This window comes from Brevibacillus fluminis (assembly GCF_003710825.1).
GTDB classification, from domain to species: Bacteria; Bacillota; Bacilli; order Brevibacillales; family Brevibacillaceae; genus Brevibacillus_D; species Brevibacillus_D fluminis.
Genome location: NZ_RHHQ01000008.1, coordinates 455,711 through 471,305 on the forward strand (window position 1 = coordinate 455,711; position 15,595 = coordinate 471,305).

Consider the following 15,595-nt stretch of genomic DNA (forward strand, 5'->3'; position numbering starts at 1 on the left):
GCTTCCGAGTCTATTTGGAGATTTCGATGGCAGCTGGCTTTACCGTAAACATTTTCGTCAAGTAGAGCAAATAGACAAAACCGATCACGACCCACACGATCCCCAGCAGGAGCGAATCCAGCTCAAGATGGTACCACAGCACGGCGACGCAGGCCGCCCCGATCAACGGCATGATGACATGTGCGAAGCAATCTTTTGGTGTCTTGTACCGTTTCAGCTTCACAGCATAATGCGCGATGACCGACAAATTCACGAAAGTAAATGCGATGAGTGCACCAAAATTAATGAATTCGGTCGCCGTTTCCAGGTCGAACGAGATCGCCGTCAGCGTCACAACCCCAACCAGCACGACGTTGAACACCGGGGTCTGCCAGCGCGGGTGCAGCTTGCCAAACAGCCTGTTCGGCAAAACATGGTCGCGGCCCATGACATACAGAAGACGCGAGACGCTCGCATGCGAAGCGAGCCCGGAGGCGAGCGATCCGGCAAAAGAGGCGGCCAGGAAAAACAGCTGGAACAGCTTCCCGCCGATCAAAAGCGATATTTCCGGCGCAGTCGCAGTCGGATCCTGAAATTTGGAATTGTCCGGAAAGAGCGCTTGCGTAAAATATGCGCCGACAATGAACAGCAAGCCGCCGATCAGCGCGGTCAAAAGGACGGCACGTGGAATGTCCCGCGTCGGATGCAGCGCTTCCTCCGTGTAGTTCGTAACCGCATCAAAACCGAGAAACGAGAAGCACAGTACCGTGGCGGCTGCGATCACGCCGGAGATATGAATGTCCGGCTTCACGAACGGCTGGACCGTAACGGACGTTCCTAAACCGACTCCGCTGTTCAGCTCTTTGATGGCAAGCACGATGAAACAGACGATCACAAGCACCTGGTAGACGACGAGAAAGCTGCTGATGTTGGCCGTAATATTGACGCTCCAGATGTTAATGACGGTCGCGACGATCACGTACCCGACGATCCACACCCATGTCGGGACATCGGGAAAAATCGCCGTACAGTAAATCTGGATCAAGAGGGCGCTAATCATCGGGATCAAGAGATAATCGAGAAGCGAAGCCCAGCCGACGAGGAACCCGAGATGGGGACTCATCGTTTTTTGGGTGTAGGTGTAGGACGACCCCGAGGTCGGAAAAACCTGCACCATCTTTCCATAGCTGTAAGCGGTAAAGAGCATCGCAACCAATGCGACGACATAGGCGAGCGGGACTAAACCATTGGAATAATCAGAGGCGATCCCGAATGTGTCGAACACGACCATCGGTACCATCCAGCCCATGCCAAGCATCACGATTTGGAACAACCCCAGAGATCGTTTCAATTCCACTGTTTTTTCCATTTTGTACACACCTCCTGCGATCTCAAAAGCATCGATAAAAACCCCTTTTTCACTTGCATCGTGAAGAAACGAATGACGCTATTCGTGTAAGCGCTTGCGTATCTCCCCCTCCGATTCGTTATGGATTGCTGTATTCATTGCATTATTTCGGCATATATACGGACACGTCCTTAATAGATCGTACTTCCGCTTTTGAACTTTGTCAATATTTAGACTTTTCTGATCAGTGGTTTCTTTTTGCTTCTATTCGCGCCCCATTACCTACGCCAAAAAGGCCAAGCAATTCCCTTGGCCTTTTCTTGTTTCGTTCTTTTATCCGCACTCGACAGATGCCTCGCGCTTCCGCTTCCGCAGCATTTTTACCCAGTCAAGCTCCGCCACTAAAACGCCTGCCAGCGCAGTCGCTGCCCCGACATAGCTTCTTAGCGTAAGCGTCTCGTCAAGGAACAGGATGGCGAACAGCGCAGCGAAAATTGGCTCAAGCGAAAAAATCAGTCCCGTATGCGTAGGCGTCGTAAATTTTTGCGCCGTCGTCTGCACGATGAAGCCCACACCGCTGCATAAAATGCTTAACGCCATTACCGCTGTCCACGATGCAGTCGTTGACGGGAGCTGCGGTGTCTCCATACAGAAGGAAAACACCAGTGCAATTGCGGCCGTAACACCCAATTGCCAAACGCCCAGCGCGATCGAATCGACATGCTTGGTCAATGCGCCCGTGGTCAAAATATGCAGGGCGTAGCAAACAGCAGTCACGATGCAAAGCATATCGCCTGTTCCGATTGCAAGCGAGCTGGTGACGGTCATGAGCCCGATTCCGACAATGGCCAGAATCACCCCGACGATTACCTTCCCCTCCGGAATTTTGCGCCCGATAATAGACGAAATAATCGGAACAATAATGACGGTGAGGCTGACGAGAAACCCGGCGTTTGCGGTCGTCGTCATTTTCACCCCGAACGTCACGCTGGCAAACACCCCGAACAAGATCACGCCCAAAACAAGGGCAGAGCGAATCGTCCTCCAATCGCTTCGCAGCATGCGCCGGTAAAAGATCAGCCCAGCCAACAGGAATGCAATCCCGAACCGGAGCGCGATCAGATTGAATTCCTGCAGGGCGGTGAGCCCCATTTTCATGAACAAATACGATGACCCCCAAAATAGCGTCACGATGACCAGCATTCCATCCGCTTTTGCCTGTGTCCTCATCCCTTATCTGCCTCTTTTCCGCTTGCTTACTGCTAAGTATACGAGTAGGATTTAGATAAGAAAAATGAATGTTTATCATGGCATGTTTTAAAAAAATTCATGTGTTGGTGATGGGAATGTCTTTGACCAAATTCGAGGTATTCAGCACGATCGTTGAGCTGGGAAGCCTGACGAAAGCCGCCGAAACGCTCGGGTTGACCCAGTCGGCCGTCAGTCACGCGATTGCGAGCCTGGAGTCGGAGTGGGGCTTCTCCCTTCTCGTTCGTGGACGCTCCGGGATCAGCTTGACCGCCAATGGCGAGCGCGTGCTGCGACATGTCCGCGAAATTTTACGCTGGCGGGAGCAGCTGGCGCAGGAAATCGCTACGATCAACGGGCTGGAGAGCGGGACCGTGCGAATCGGGACGTTTTCCAGCGTCTCTGTCCAGTGGCTGCCTGAGATCATGAAGCAGTTCCAGCTCAACCACCCCGCCATCGAAATCAAGCTGTTGGAGGGGGATTACGAGGATATCGATCATTGGATCAGCAGCGGCGCCGTAGATTTCGGCTTCGTCTCCCTGCCTGTAGCCAAAGCATTCGACATTTTGCCGTTGCGTAAAGACCGGATGCTCTGCATGGTGCCAGCCGGACATCCGCTCGAGCAGCAGACACAAGTTCAAATCGAGCAGCTAGCACACGAATGGTTCATCATGCCAACGGAAAGCTGCGATAACGATGTACGGCGCATTTTCCAAAAGCATAAGATCGTCCCGCGCATCCGCTTTGAGCTGGCGGATGACCAAGCGATCATCTCCATGGTACAGAACGGATTGGGCGTCAGCATTTTGCCGGAGATGGTGCTGTTCCGCATCCCGGACAACGTGAGCATCCTCTCGCTGGAGGGCGAGCCGTATCGCTCCATCGGGATCGCGGCGCAAAATTTGGAGACGATTTCGCCGGCGGCCAAGACGTTCATCCGCAGCATCCAGTCTTGGCTGGCGTAAAAAATAGAAATACCTTTTCCACAAATTGTATAATTGTGTAAAAAAGACAAGGTGGATGCTGAAATGAAAAGCTTGTACTTGCTTCTGGCTGCCGCCGGAGCTGTTTTGCCTTACCGTCATTTCATCCCGTTCCTTCGCTCAAACGGACTCGATTTCAAGGAATTTGCCGCCGAATTGTTCGCAAACAACATTTCCTCGTTCTTCGCCACCGATTTCCTCATCTGCTGTCTCGTCTTCTTTGTGTTTCTGGTTCGGGAATCGAGGAAACTGCAGATGCAGCATTGGTGGCTTTATATCGTGGCAACGTTAACGATCGGGTTGTCTTTTGCCCTTCCCCTCTTTCTCTTTTTCAGGCAAAAAGCGTGCGAACGCGCGAAGACGTCCTCGCTTTTTTAGGTGGACATAAAAGTGAAAAAACAAAACACAGCCGACTCGCGTGGTTTGGCTGTGTTTTGTTTTTTATGTCAAACCGATGCGTCCCACGGATCGGCTGTCAAACGTGGACCGTGAACGGTTTTTAGCAACAGCGGACGAACGGGGCTGGCATATTCGGCGAGCGCAATGGCGCCAAGCGGCGTCTCGAGCTGCACATCCACCCTTGCTGGCGCCTTGCCAAGCTCGTCATACAGCTCTGCTGCGATTTTCCAATCCAGCGGTTCCGGCACCCGTACGACAACATCCAGATCGCTGGTGGCTTTCGCGGTCACAAGCCCGCTTGCCAGCTCAAACCCGACGCTGCCAACAGGCCCCCATGGCAGCGCATTATCGGCGAACAGTCGGGCGATGAAGGGAAGCGACTGCAGCGCCCCGATTTGGTGAGTCCGGTCACGCTTGTTCCACGCTTGCTGCACAGCAAGCTGTTCAGGCGTTATGATTTCGGCGATATTGCCATCGTCTACAAAGGCCGCGAAGCGCTCCGAGCGCGCCTCACCGCGCACACCGATGGGGACCATCCCCGGCATGAGGGGAACGCGGCGAATGACGGCATACGGGGCGCGCCCAAGTGATGGGGCCACCCATTCCGGCTGCTGGCTATGGCTGATGAGGGCATCGGGGCGCGCCAGCCTGACCAGATCGTGCGGCCTCAGTCCCATTGGGCCGCTAGCTTGCTACGCACCGCAATGGATGCGGATCGTCCGCCTGCGATGGCGGCTTCTGTGGTGAACCTGCTGCTCAAATCGCGCGGACCGTTGGACGCATCCGCGATCGCCTCACGCAGTTTAGCTTGAATGGTTCGAATATCCGCTGCTGTCGGTTCCTCCGCGTTGATGCCTTCAATCAGCTCATACAGGGCGCCCAAGCTGGCAAAGGAACGGATATCATACGCCATCGCAGGCACCTTTTTCGTCGCTTCCTCTAGCTCGTCGATGGTCCGACGGGTGATGCGGCTGGCCGACTGCTTAGACATCGCCTGCACGCTGACGCCAGGGTCATCCAGCGCTAACAAGCGGTTGGCCTGGAAGCCGTGGGCGAGGAAAGCACCGGAAATGGCGTTGCCGACCAGTAGCCCGATGACCGGATGACCTGCCATTCTGGCGCTTGCATACGCATCTGCCGCTGCTGCCAGCGCATAATGAATCCCGAGCAGCTCTTCGCGATAGCCATATGCCTGGCTCGGCACATCAACGATCGCCACGATGGCACGCTGCTCTTTCCCTTGATCTTCTGCGATTGCTTGCCGTACAGCGCGAGCGATCGCCCAGCCTTCCTCGAGCCCCACTTCCCCTTCGCTTGCCCGTGGAAAGCGCGCATGCGGATTGGGGACAACCGCGATATAGCGCACCCGTTGATCGTCGAGCTGTGTATCTGCCGTCAGCACGGACGCGTTGGGGCTGTCCTTGCCAGCATGCCCTGCCAATGCCTGAAACCACGTTCTCCCCCTGCTGTTTACAACATCGCCAGCTACAGCTGTACGAGTTGCCTGCGGTTTGGTTGCCAGCTCGCCTTCCAGCGCTTTTGCCCACAGCTCGCGGAAACCATCCGGATTGAGCGACGTTTGCGGATCGATGGACCGCAACAGCGCCGTATATCGCTCAACCTCTTGGGTGCGGTGCGTCACCGGGATGCCTTTCTCAAAAGCTGCTTGCACCCTTGCCCGGATCACTGCCTCGCTGTCTTCCACCATCTCATCGACAAAGCCAGTCGCTTGACGCTGGGCGCCACCGATCGTCTGCCAGATGAGCATCCGGTCGCTCGCATCAAATTCTTCAATCCCCGCCTCCTGCTCAATCACCTCCGGCCCGTTCAGGCCAAAGCGCCCTTCTTTGGTCATCAGCAGGTGGCTGAACAGCGCCGCCGTGATGCCCATTCCGCCAAAGCAGCCAATTTTGCCCGGGATCACTCCTACAACAGGCGTATGCTGGCGCAGCGCGACGACTGCAGCACCGATCTCGGCAATCGATAATAGACCATAGTTCGCCTCTTGCAAACGCACGCCTCCCGTATCAAACAAGACGACAGGTCGGGTCGGGATGCCTTTTTTCCAGTCAACCAGCGCGAGCTCAAGCGCTCCGGCGATCTTGGCTCCGGACACCTCACCGATCCCGCCGCCTTGAAACGCTCCCTCAATCGAGATGACAACGGCCGGAACACCTGCGATCAAGCCGCGTCCGACCACTACGCCATCATCGCTCTGCGGCACGATGCCCTGCGGTGCCAAATGGGGCGACTCCATCCTGTCAAATGGCCCGAGCAGCTCGCGAAACGTACCTGCATCCAAAATAGCTTTGGCCCGATCCCGCGCATTCAGCTCGACAAAGCTCATGTCTCTAGTTTCCCTCATACCAGCCCACCTCCAACGCTTGTGCCAGGCGCATCGAGACAACGCCCGGCGTCGCGCCAAAATCATTGATCGTCACCTTCGCCGCCACATCGTTCACGGTGAAAAAACGATCCAGCACCGCCTTCCACGTCTCGCCGAAGCCAATGGCTCCCGTCCGCACCACAACATGCGCCTGCTGTTCTTCAGAAGGCTCGAACAAAACCTCCAGGTCCCCTGATCCGACCACACCTACGTGTGCGCACCGCGTCATCGGTTTGGTCGCTTTATACAAAAAGGTCAATGTCTCCACCTCAAACCCCTCCAGTCAAATTATGCAAGCGATCGAGAAATAAAGTGGCTGCAAGCAAATCAGCGCTCCCCCCCGGGGATGCGTTGCGGCTTGTCAGCAGTCCATCCAAGCGTACGAGGGCACGCCGCCCTGCTTCTGTTGAAGTGCCGCCAGCCTGCATCACCGCGTCGGCGCCTTTTTTCGCCTCACGCAGCGCCTCCTCGCCGCCCCGATGCAAAATGCACGTGTCGTCGACAGATGCGATCAAGGCGACCAGCGCATCAAGTCTCGCCTCCACCTCCGATGCCCCTCGCGCGCGAGCTTCCTGCAATGCCGGTAAGCCGAGCGAAATCACGTGCGGAAACCCTTGCTTCGCTTCTTCTGCGGCTCCCCGCACTCCGTAACGCTGCCGGACCCGCGCTCCGTTTGTCATGCCGACTGGGGCCCAACGATCGGGAAAGCATGCGATCTCTCCCGCTGTTTTGGCAATCAGTGCGGGAGCGGCATCCTCTCCTTCAATTGCGGCGCCAGCCGTCAGTAAGCCGAGCGCCCAGATCGCCCCTTTGTGCGTATTGACGCCGCCTGTCGCCTGCAACATCATGCTCTCCCCAGCTCGCCCGATTGCCGCGAGCCGCTCACGAAGCCACTGGCTCGGCGCTTGCGAAAAGGCGACCTCCGCCATCTCTCGAAAGGTCTGGGTCAATGACTGGGCGGAACGCCGCATCAATTCGATGTCCATGTCCGCATGAGAGCCGTTGCTCGCCAGATCGACGAGGCCGGGCTTCGGCGTCAGCTCCGCTTCTTCGATCAAGGCGCATATCGCCGCTTGCGATAACCTTTCACCACTGCGCTCTGCTGGTAGCGATACGTTTATCCGACTCATCCTGCTCACCAGCTGCGGAATTTGGCTGGGGGCTGGTACAAGCCTCCCGACCATTCCACTAAATCATCCACACTCTTGGCCGCAAGCAAGGAACGCCTGGCTTCCGTCCGGCGAATGCCCAAATCTTCCGGCAGCGCGACCAGCCCATCTCGTCGCAGCGATTCGGTCAGACGCGGATCATGCTGCAAGCCGATCGGGGTTACCCCGGCGATCGCCGCAATCGCCTGTCTGCGCTCCTCCAGGCTTTGCGCTTTATAGAGATACGCGATCCCTTCTTCCGTCACCACGTGTGTCACATCGTCTCCATAGATCATCACGGGCGTCGTCGCCAGCTTGGCATCGCGGCCTACCTGGATCGCGTCGAGCGACTCCACGAACACGGGCGCATTGCCAGCTTGGAACGTTTCCACCATCTGCACCACCAGCTTTTTGCCGCGTGCGAGCGGATCGTCCGCCGTCATCATGTCAAGCCATGCCGGCGTGGAATGGCGGCGGCCGCGCGGATCATGTCCCATATTCGGCGCCCCGCCAAAACCGGATAGACGCCCTGCCGTTACGGTGGACGAATTGCCGTCTCCATCCATTTGCAGCGTCGAGCCGATGAACAGGTCCACCGCATATTGGCCAGCTACCTGTGATAGAGCCCGATTGGAACGAAGGCTCCCATCCCTCCCCGTGAAGAAAACATCCGGCCGGGCTGCCACATACTGCTCCATGCCAACCTCGCCGCCAAAGCAGTGCACGCTTTCCACCCACCCGCTTTCAATCGCAGGAATTAAGGTCGGATGCGGATTGAGCGCCCAATACTTACAAATTTTCCCTCTGAGACCAAGCTGCTCTCCGTATGTCGGCAGCAAAAGCTCGATTGCGGACGTGTTGTAGCCGATCCCGTGGTTCAGCGATTGGACGTTATGTCGCTCGTAAATGCCCCGGATCGTCATCATCGCCATCAAAATCTGCAGCTCGGTGATGTGACGCGGGTCTCTTGTAAAGAGAGCTTCGAGCTGATAGGGCTTGTCGGCAACCACGACGAAATCGATCCAAGAACCCGGAATGTCAACGCGCGGCAGCTCATCCGTCAGTTCATTAACCTGCGCGATGACGATTCCGTCTTTAAACGCCGTCGCCTCGACGATTGCAGGCGTCTCCTCCGTATTGGGACCGGTGTACAGATTGCCTGCGTCATCGGCCTTATCCGCCGCGATCAGCGCCACATTGGGGATCAGGTCGATAAACAGCCGACCGAACAATTCCAGATACGTGTGGATTTCTCCCATTTTCAAGATGCCGTCCTCTAGCATTTGCGCCACCCGTAAGCTTTGCGTTCCCGCATAGGAGAAATCGATTTTCTCGGCGATCCCTTTTTCAAAAATGTCGAGATGCTCCCGTCGGGAAATGCTGGACATGATCATGTGCAGCTTATTTACTTTTCCTGCATCAACTTGCGAAAGCGCCATCGATAAAAAAGAGGCTTGCTTTTGATTATTACCTTCCAAAACGACCCGATCGCCGGGTGCCAGCAGCACCTCGAGCGCCTCCACAATTCGGTTAGTCGGGATGCGATTCCCCACCGTGAAGCGCTGTGCGTTCTGTAACCTCCGCGCCTTCTCATCACGGCGGCGCGTCCAGCTTCGCCCGGCTGACATGCTTTCCTTGCTACTCTGCATCATGCGGATTTCTCCCTTCCAATCGTTGTAGCGTTTCTATCCGTTTTCACTCATTTTCCTTGTTAACAAGACGGCTGCCTTGACACCGCGCTCCGCGATGGCGACACAGCGAGCATCTTGGAACGCATGCGCGGCCAAATCCGTCAATACGTGCCCTGGCGGCATCTCCACAAAAAGCCGGGCGCCCAACTCGTACAATAAGGAAGTGGCGTCATGCCAACGGACTGTTGCTGCCACGCTCGCCGCCAAATCCTCGCGAATCGCTTCCGCTGTGCGTAAAAGCCTCGCCGTACGGTTGCCTGCATAAGGAATACGTGGCATATGTAAGTGAACCCGTTCCAAAGCCGATTCCAGCTGTCGGGCGACACCTTCCATCAGAACGCAGTGAGAAGGCACGCTCACATGCAAAAGCTGCGCCTTGCGTGCTCCTGCCACCCGCGTATGCGCAAGCACGCTTTTCAATCCTGCAAGCGCACCGGAAACCGTAATTTGGTCAGGTGCGTTGAGGTTGGCAACATAGACCGGCGACTCGGCTGTATAAAAGCGTTCGAGCTGTGCGCGTACACGCCGCTCGCTCATTCCCAAAATGACACCCATTCCATACCCATTCGGATAAGCCTGCTCCATCAGCTCCCCACGCAGCTTGACCAGCGAGATCGCATCCTGAAATGACAATGATCCGGCCGCAACCGCAGCCCCAAATGCCCCCACAGAATGTCCGGCGACCATGTCGGGGATCGTCCCCTCCGCTTGCATGGCATGGAAGACTGCGACACCGGCTACGAGCAGGCTGAGCTGAACAAACCGGGTGGATTGTAACTTCTCTGCCGTATCATAGGTGAGAATATCCTCGCCCAACACCTCGCTCGCTTCTTGAATCGTCCGAAAAACATCTGAATGTTCGGGCAAATCATGGAGCATGTTGGGACGCTGTGAACCTTGTCCGGGAAAAAGGAATGCCGTGTTCATCGGATTCTCCTTTGGTTTTCATCGTTTACCCTCGTCCGAAATGTCGATTGTCGACAATTTTACATTACAATATGTTTGGGTAATTTTCAAGGGGATCCTCTCTTTTTGGAGGACGTTGATTTTGGTGGAGGCGAGGGGGTTTTTGAAAGAAAGTTCCGCGCAAGCGGTGACAATGCCCACTGGGGGTTGGGGAGACCGGCGCGACAGAAAAAATGGAAACAGGGCCCCAAAGCCACACGCTGCGCGGCGGGTGCCTCTCAAGGAAGTAGATGTGGCCCAAAGCGTTTCCATTTTTTCTGCCGCACCTGGCAGGCATCGTCAATGCTTCTGCTCCACTTTCTTTCAAAAACCCCTTGCTGCGGATGAATGATCATAAAAGAAATCTGATAGATAGGTTTGAGGGTTCATTCAATGGAGAAAAACCCCAGTCGATCGAGAGACTGGGGTTTCTTCGTTACGTACTTATATTTTTTTGCTCCTTCTCACCCCGCCTTGGCCTCTTCTCCGGCATCTTCATCGAATACCATTTCCGGCGGGCGTTTTTTGAAGCCTTTCGTCAAGTAAAGCAGGTAGATGATGCCGAGTGCTCCCCAGATAAGGCCGAGCATGAGCGAGTGTTTGTCCAAGCCGGTAATGAGCCAGATGTTGAAGGCTGCCCCGATCAACGGCAGAAGCAAGTAACGGACGGTTCCTCCGAAGGAGCGCTTCCGTTCTTTTACGAAATAGTGGGCGATTACCGAGACATTGACCAGACAGAATGCCAACAAGGCCCCGAAATTGATAAAGGATGCGACCGTCCCCAAGTCCATAAACAGCGCGAGTAGGGAGAATGCGCTGACCAGAAGAATATTGATGGTCGGCGTTTTGTACGTCGGGTGCAGGTAGCCAAACACCTTTTTCGGCAAAACGCGATCTCGGCCCATCGCATACAGCAAGCGGGAGGCGCCCATATGCGCGGCGGAGCCGGAGCCCAACGTGCCCATGACCGTTTTCCCCAGGACAAATGCGACGAACAAGTCGCCCCCGACGCTAGCGGCGATTTCCAAAGCAGCCGAATCCGGATTTTTAAACGATAGATAGTCAGGATGAGCGATCTGCATCGCGTAGGAGACAAGGACGAACAGCACGCCAACCAAAAGAACGACGATCATCATGGCTTTGGGAATCGTGTTTTTGGCATCGACGGTCTCCTCCGTCAGCGTGGCGATCGAATCGAAGCCGAGGAACGAAAAGCAAAGCAGGGATGCGCCTGCCACGACAATCGACAGCGAAACGTCAGGATTGAAAAATGGAAGCAACGTGATCGCCTGAACCGTTCCCACCCCGCTGAGCGCGCTTTTAAAAGAAAGAATCGTGAAGAAAATGACCGTGAGCACTCCATAGATGCTGGTGATCATATTCACACTGGTCGCCAGCTTAACGCCCCTGATGTTAATGAACGTCACCAGGATGATCAGGGCAAGTGTCCACACATAAAATGGGATCGATGGGAACCGCGCGGAAAGAAAGATGCCAAAAATCAGATAGTTCACCATCGGCATGAACAAATAATCGGATAAAAGTCCCCAGCCCACGATAAAGCCGAGATGAGGGCTGAGCGCCTTTTGCGTGTACGTGTAGGCTGAGCCTGCCGCCGGATACACCTTGACCATCCGGCCGTAGCTGTAAGCCGTAAACAATAGGCCCGCCAGCGCGATCAGATAGGATGCTGGAACCATGCCATGCGAAGTTTGTGCGGCTATGCCGAATGTGGTTAAAACCGTTCCCGGAGAAATCGCGGCAAGACCAAAGAAAATCAGAGGCCATAAGGTGAACCGTCGCTGCAAAGTCGTGTTTTCGCTGTTCATGAAATCCTCCTCGCAAATCGAAAAAGTGAAGTGTGGACATGCTGGTTTCTTTGGTAGGTGCAAAACAATAGAAGAAAGGGCTTTCATAAAGGAACGTTGTATCTGTCTTTATTACTATAATATGTCGATTGTCGACATTAATTGGAAAAAGAAAGGTTACAGCACTTACCGGAACAGATAGGCAAGAGACGTTTGTCTCTTTGCCTATCATCCTCATGTTGCACAAGTATGTTGACATCGGGTTACTTCGCGCCGCTCCCCTTTTTCTCCAGGTACTTTTCAATTCGGGGAAACACGGCTTTGTTATGCGTATCAAGCAGTTGCTTTGCCTCCGCGAAATTTTTCTCCCGCAGCAAATGGACAATCTGCTTATGCTCAGCCAAAGACTGCTCCATGTTTTGTCCCTCCATGAACGCGATCGTTTGCACGGAGAGCAAGGGCACGCCTAGCTTGGCATACATATTTTCCAGCACGTCACTGCGGCTTGCTGTCACCAGCTGGGAATGGAAATCGTAGTTCAGCTTGGCATATTCCTTCTCGCTGCCCTTCGCCTCCATTGCGGTAAGAAGCTGCTCCATTTTGACCAAGTCTTGCGAAATGTCCTGATGCTCCAGCTTCTCGATCGCTAGGTTTTCCAAATAGCAGCGGATCATCAGCAAGTCCTTGATCTCTTCAGCGGAGTATCCTCTGACCACCGTTCCTTTGCGCGGGATCTTCTCCACGAAGCCTTCCAGCGACAGCAGGTAAAACGCTTCGCGAATCGGCGCCCTGCTCGTACCGAACTCTTCCGCATACTTGGTTTCTATGAGCTTCTCGCCGGGCAAGATTTTGCCCATGATGATATCTTCCGTGATGTTGTTTTTAATGAGGTTCGACAACGCATTATTATCAATCAAAGCTCTATTCATTTGCTCTATTCTCCTGCATAAAAATAGGTATCGTTTAGTAGAAACAACCCTATTATATCATTTGCCGGTTCCACGCACGACGCGCGCAGATCAGATGAACGAAAGATCCTTCTCCCCGTTCGCCGTAACAATCGCCTTGACGATGCGCAATACTTGCGCGGCATCGTTTAGGTTGACCAGCTCCACCGGCGAATGCGAGTAGCGTCGCGGCGTGGCGATGATACCGACAGGAAGACCGCCGTTCGCCAAGGCAAAGCCAGCCGCATCTGTCGTGTAATAGTTTCCGACCAGCGTCAAATACTGCAAAGGGACGCCAGCTGCTTCCGACTGCTCTTCAATGATCTCCCTCACCTTCGGATGGATAAAGGTGAAAAAGCCTTCCGGCGTGCCGTCCGCGATCGGACAAGCCGGCCCCTTGCCCAAGTAGACAGGCAGCATCCGCTCCGTATCGATGTCAGGGACATCTCCCGCCGGAATCGTATCGAGTACGATCGCATAGTCCGGATCAATGGCATTGCGCAGTATCGCGGCACCATGCAGCCCCACTTCCTCGCGAACCGTTACGACGCCATATAACGTGCCGGCGAAATCCGCGTCTTTAAGCTGATGGAACAGCTCAATAAGAATCGCGCAGCTGATCCGGTTGTCTACCGATTTGGTCGAGATCAGGTCTGGATTGAACATCTCGGTGAAATCGCTTTGGAACACGATCGTATCACCGATGCGAATGCCCATCTCCTCCGCTTCCTGTCTCGACGATGCACCTACATCAAGGTAAGCATCGCGGATCGTCAGCGTCTTTTGCGCTTCTTCTGCCGTCTGCATATGCCCTGCCTTGACGCCGATGATACCGGTGATTTTGCGACCGTTTCGAGTACTGATCCATACCTTGCGACCCGGAAGCAGCGCGTCCGACCCGTCGCCGATCCGGTCAAACGCCAAAAAACCGTTCGTCAGGATGTTTTTTACGCAAAAACCGACCTCATCCGCATGAGCAGCTACCATCAGCTTCGGGCCCGGCTTCGTCCCGCGCTTGATCGCCGTCACATTGCCGTTGCGGTCGACCTTCACCTCATCCGCAACCGCTGCGAGCTGATCGCGCAAATACTTCACGACTTCCTGCTCAGAACCCGACACGCCGATCAGTCCGGTCAACTCTCGAAAAAACGACTTGATCCGCTCTTTTGCGTATGTAAGCTCTTTCAATAAATTGTCAGTTGTCATGATTTTCCCTCCTTGTTAGACTGTTCGAAAGCTATTCGGACTTGCTCTTTTCACCAATCGATTTTTGTCGATTGTCGACATTTTGTATTATACTGATTATTTCAATTATCGTAAACATTTATTTTTTGCTTCCCTCTCCCCGAGACTTATGTACGGATCAGCCCTTAGACGGATCATCTCTTGCCATTCATGTGGTAGATTTATACAGAAATGATGAATTGGATTGAAGGGAGAACCATTCAATGCGACAACTTTTGGGCTATATTCTCACCGGAATCGGCATACTCTTCGTGCTCGCCACTTACAGCGGGATGGAGTTTGGCATCGACAAGCTCTGGCCTGCCTTCCTCTTGATTCCGGCCATCGGTTTCCATTTGTTTTATTTTTTGAAACCAAGCCCTGCACGCTCCGGTGTCCTTGTTCCCGGCGGCATTTTGCTTGTATACGCCCTGCTCTTCTTCTTCAGCGAGATCGTCCTTGACGGCGACATGAGCAAAACGTGGCCGATTTTCCTGCTCGGCCCAGCGTTCGGATTGTGGGAGCTGTACTTTTTCGGTTTCCGCAAAATCGGGCTTTTGATCCCAATCATGCTGCTCACCGCCATCGCTTTCATTTTCCTCGCTTGCTCCTTTTTATCCACGCAGATCGGTGGCATTTTCGGAGTTGTCCTGGTTGCAATCGGCGGCTCGATCCTGTCGCGGAAGAAAAAACACGATTATACGTTTTGAAAAAAGTGGCAGTCTTGGATGAGAACCTATCGTCCTCGACTGCCACTTCACTTATTCGCCTCATTGAATAGAATTCATTAACTCATAAAAATGCTCAGGTTCACGCGTCCGATAAAGATTGTACCAGGCATCTACTGTTTTGGAAGAAAACACATCCAAAGCTCTCAAGACATGCATGGAGAATTCCAATGGCGCTATGCCGGAAGCAGTTATCAGTTTTCCATCCGTTACGGCTGGCTCCTTCTTATAATATTCTTCTCCCGCATAGGTAGGGCAGATCATTTTAAGAAATTCCAAGTCATTGCTTGTATGCGGCCTCGAATCCAGCCATCCTTTTTGAGCAAGGGCGATTGTCGCACCACAAATCGCTGCTACAAGAATTCCTTCCGCTAAACACTGCTCTACTTTTGTTAAAATCGATTCATGAATGATTTCTGTCCACGTGTCCCCGCCGGGTAGAATCAAAGCATCTGCGTTTATCATGTTGCACTCAGCCAATTCCATATCCGGAACTATTTTTAGGCCTCCTTTCGTCGTGATCGGAGTCTTATCGATTCCCACAGTAACGATTTTTGATGCGGGTACTCCTTTCTTATAATATCTCCCGGAGTTTAGTTCAGCGGTTACATAACCTACTTCCCAATCCGCCATCGTATCAAATACATAAAGATATACCGTATGATTCATTTGCAAGTCCTCCAATGGTTACTCAATGTGTATCTCCATAATAAAACGACTTCACTGACAACTGCTGTCAGTGAGGATAACGTACCTAATGA

Annotated in this window: 15 protein-coding genes; 3 read left to right on the top strand and 12 right to left on the bottom strand. The window is 53.9% G+C overall.

What is annotated here, in order from left to right; translation table 11 throughout:
- Positions 1 to 10 precede the first annotated feature (10 nt).
- Together EDM56_RS11540 and EDM56_RS11545 are read right to left on the bottom strand one after the other, a co-directional pair.
- Positions 11 to 1,348: an APC family permease gene (locus EDM56_RS11540; RefSeq protein ID WP_122918046.1), complete on the bottom strand. Its 1,338-nt coding sequence runs from the start codon at positions 1,346 to 1,348 to the stop codon at positions 11 to 13.
- Positions 1,349 to 1,660: 312 nt separating this feature from the next.
- Positions 1,661 to 2,557 carry a DMT family transporter gene (locus EDM56_RS11545; protein ID WP_122918047.1) on the bottom strand — a complete coding sequence of 299 codons (897 nt, stop codon included), beginning with the start codon at positions 2,555 to 2,557 and terminating at the stop codon, positions 1,661 to 1,663.
- Positions 2,558 to 2,673: 116 nt separating this feature from the next.
- Between EDM56_RS11545 and EDM56_RS11550 the strand changes: the two genes are divergently transcribed.
- Together EDM56_RS11550 and EDM56_RS11555 are read left to right on the top strand one after the other, a co-directional pair.
- A complete protein-coding gene (locus tag EDM56_RS11550) occupies positions 2,674 to 3,540 on the top strand; it encodes a LysR family transcriptional regulator (RefSeq protein WP_122918284.1) in 867 nt (288 codons plus the stop codon).
- A gap of 63 nt (positions 3,541 to 3,603) precedes the next feature.
- A complete protein-coding gene (locus EDM56_RS11555) occupies positions 3,604 to 3,936 on the top strand; it encodes a DUF2834 domain-containing protein (protein WP_122918048.1) in 333 nt (110 codons plus the stop codon).
- Positions 3,937 to 4,004: 68 nt separating this feature from the next.
- Here EDM56_RS11555 and EDM56_RS11560 read toward each other — a convergent pair whose 3' ends face one another.
- The 9 genes from EDM56_RS11560 to EDM56_RS11605 form a co-directional block, all read right to left on the bottom strand.
- Positions 4,005 to 4,634: a malonate decarboxylase holo-ACP synthase gene (locus EDM56_RS11560; RefSeq protein WP_122918049.1), complete on the bottom strand. Its 630-nt coding sequence runs from the start codon at positions 4,632 to 4,634 to the stop codon at positions 4,005 to 4,007.
- Entirely contained in the window at positions 4,625 to 6,322 is a 1,698-nt protein-coding gene (mdcD, locus tag EDM56_RS11565) for a biotin-independent malonate decarboxylase subunit beta (RefSeq protein WP_122918050.1), read from the bottom strand. Before mdcD ends, EDM56_RS11560 begins: the two co-directional genes overlap by 10 nt.
- The gene (locus EDM56_RS11570) at positions 6,309 to 6,611 is read right to left on the bottom strand and encodes a malonate decarboxylase subunit delta (protein ID WP_122918051.1); all 303 of its coding nucleotides are present in this window, start codon (positions 6,609 to 6,611) and stop codon (positions 6,309 to 6,311) included. The genes mdcD and EDM56_RS11570 overlap by 14 nt, the downstream gene beginning before the upstream one ends.
- 1 nt (position 6,612) lies before the next feature.
- On the bottom strand, positions 6,613 to 7,473 hold the full coding sequence (locus tag EDM56_RS11575; RefSeq protein WP_221175975.1) for a triphosphoribosyl-dephospho-CoA synthase: 861 nt from the start codon (positions 7,471 to 7,473) through the stop codon (positions 6,613 to 6,615).
- Positions 7,474 to 7,478: 5 nt separating this feature from the next.
- Positions 7,479 to 9,140, bottom strand: a complete 1,662-nt coding sequence (gene mdcA / locus EDM56_RS11580) for a malonate decarboxylase subunit alpha (protein WP_122918285.1) — start codon at positions 9,138 to 9,140, stop codon at positions 7,479 to 7,481.
- 36 nt (positions 9,141 to 9,176) lie between these two features.
- Positions 9,177 to 10,109 (bottom strand): malonate decarboxylase subunit epsilon, encoded by a 933-nt coding sequence (mdcH, locus tag EDM56_RS11585; RefSeq protein WP_122918053.1) that lies wholly within the window; start codon positions 10,107 to 10,109, stop codon positions 9,177 to 9,179.
- A gap of 482 nt (positions 10,110 to 10,591) precedes the next feature.
- Positions 10,592 to 11,956 (bottom strand): APC family permease, encoded by a 1,365-nt coding sequence (locus EDM56_RS11595; protein WP_122918055.1) that lies wholly within the window; start codon positions 11,954 to 11,956, stop codon positions 10,592 to 10,594.
- A 242-nt stretch (positions 11,957 to 12,198) separates the two neighbouring features.
- Positions 12,199 to 12,864, bottom strand: a complete 666-nt coding sequence (locus tag EDM56_RS11600; RefSeq protein WP_122918056.1) for a GntR family transcriptional regulator — start codon at positions 12,862 to 12,864, stop codon at positions 12,199 to 12,201.
- Positions 12,865 to 12,954: 90 nt separating this feature from the next.
- Complete coding sequence (locus EDM56_RS11605; RefSeq protein WP_122918057.1) at positions 12,955 to 14,088, bottom strand: M42 family metallopeptidase; 1,134 nt, start codon at positions 14,086 to 14,088, stop codon at positions 12,955 to 12,957.
- Positions 14,089 to 14,330: 242 nt separating this feature from the next.
- Between EDM56_RS11605 and EDM56_RS11610 the strand changes: the two genes are divergently transcribed.
- On the top strand, positions 14,331 to 14,816 hold the full coding sequence (locus EDM56_RS11610) for a hypothetical protein (protein ID WP_122918058.1): 486 nt from the start codon (positions 14,331 to 14,333) through the stop codon (positions 14,814 to 14,816).
- A gap of 60 nt (positions 14,817 to 14,876) precedes the next feature.
- Here EDM56_RS11610 and EDM56_RS11615 read toward each other — a convergent pair whose 3' ends face one another.
- A complete protein-coding gene (locus EDM56_RS11615) occupies positions 14,877 to 15,503 on the bottom strand; it encodes a type 1 glutamine amidotransferase family protein (protein WP_122918059.1) in 627 nt (208 codons plus the stop codon).
- Positions 15,504 to 15,595 lie beyond the last annotated feature (92 nt).

What these genes read in the sequence shown, in the direction of transcription:
- EDM56_RS11610 (WP_122918058.1), top strand. Translation starts at nt 14,331, where the DNA reads ATGCGACAACTTTTGGGCTATATTCTCACCGGAATCGGCATACTCTTC.
- EDM56_RS11560 (WP_122918049.1), bottom strand. Translation starts at nt 4,634, where the DNA reads ATGGGACTGAGGCCGCACGATCTGGTCAGGCTGGCGCGCCCCGATGCC.
- EDM56_RS11615 (WP_122918059.1), bottom strand. Translation starts at nt 15,503, where the DNA reads ATGAATCATACGGTATATCTTTATGTATTTGATACGATGGCGGATTGG.
- mdcD (WP_122918050.1), bottom strand. Translation starts at nt 6,322, where the DNA reads ATGAGGGAAACTAGAGACATGAGCTTTGTCGAGCTGAATGCGCGGGAT.
- EDM56_RS11555 (WP_122918048.1), top strand. Translation starts at nt 3,604, where the DNA reads ATGAAAAGCTTGTACTTGCTTCTGGCTGCCGCCGGAGCTGTTTTGCCT.
- EDM56_RS11550 (WP_122918284.1), top strand. Translation starts at nt 2,674, where the DNA reads ATGTCTTTGACCAAATTCGAGGTATTCAGCACGATCGTTGAGCTGGGA.
- EDM56_RS11540 (WP_122918046.1), bottom strand. Translation starts at nt 1,348, where the DNA reads ATGGAAAAAACAGTGGAATTGAAACGATCTCTGGGGTTGTTCCAAATC.
- EDM56_RS11575 (WP_221175975.1), bottom strand. Translation starts at nt 7,473, where the DNA reads ATGAGTCGGATAAACGTATCGCTACCAGCAGAGCGCAGTGGTGAAAGG.
- EDM56_RS11545 (WP_122918047.1), bottom strand. Translation starts at nt 2,557, where the DNA reads ATGAGGACACAGGCAAAAGCGGATGGAATGCTGGTCATCGTGACGCTA.
- EDM56_RS11600 (WP_122918056.1), bottom strand. Translation starts at nt 12,864, where the DNA reads ATGAATAGAGCTTTGATTGATAATAATGCGTTGTCGAACCTCATTAAA.
- mdcA (WP_122918285.1), bottom strand. Translation starts at nt 9,140, where the DNA reads ATGCAGAGTAGCAAGGAAAGCATGTCAGCCGGGCGAAGCTGGACGCGC.
- EDM56_RS11605 (WP_122918057.1), bottom strand. Translation starts at nt 14,088, where the DNA reads ATGACAACTGACAATTTATTGAAAGAGCTTACATACGCAAAAGAGCGG.
- mdcH (WP_122918053.1), bottom strand. Translation starts at nt 10,109, where the DNA reads ATGAACACGGCATTCCTTTTTCCCGGACAAGGTTCACAGCGTCCCAAC.
- EDM56_RS11595 (WP_122918055.1), bottom strand. Translation starts at nt 11,956, where the DNA reads ATGAACAGCGAAAACACGACTTTGCAGCGACGGTTCACCTTATGGCCT.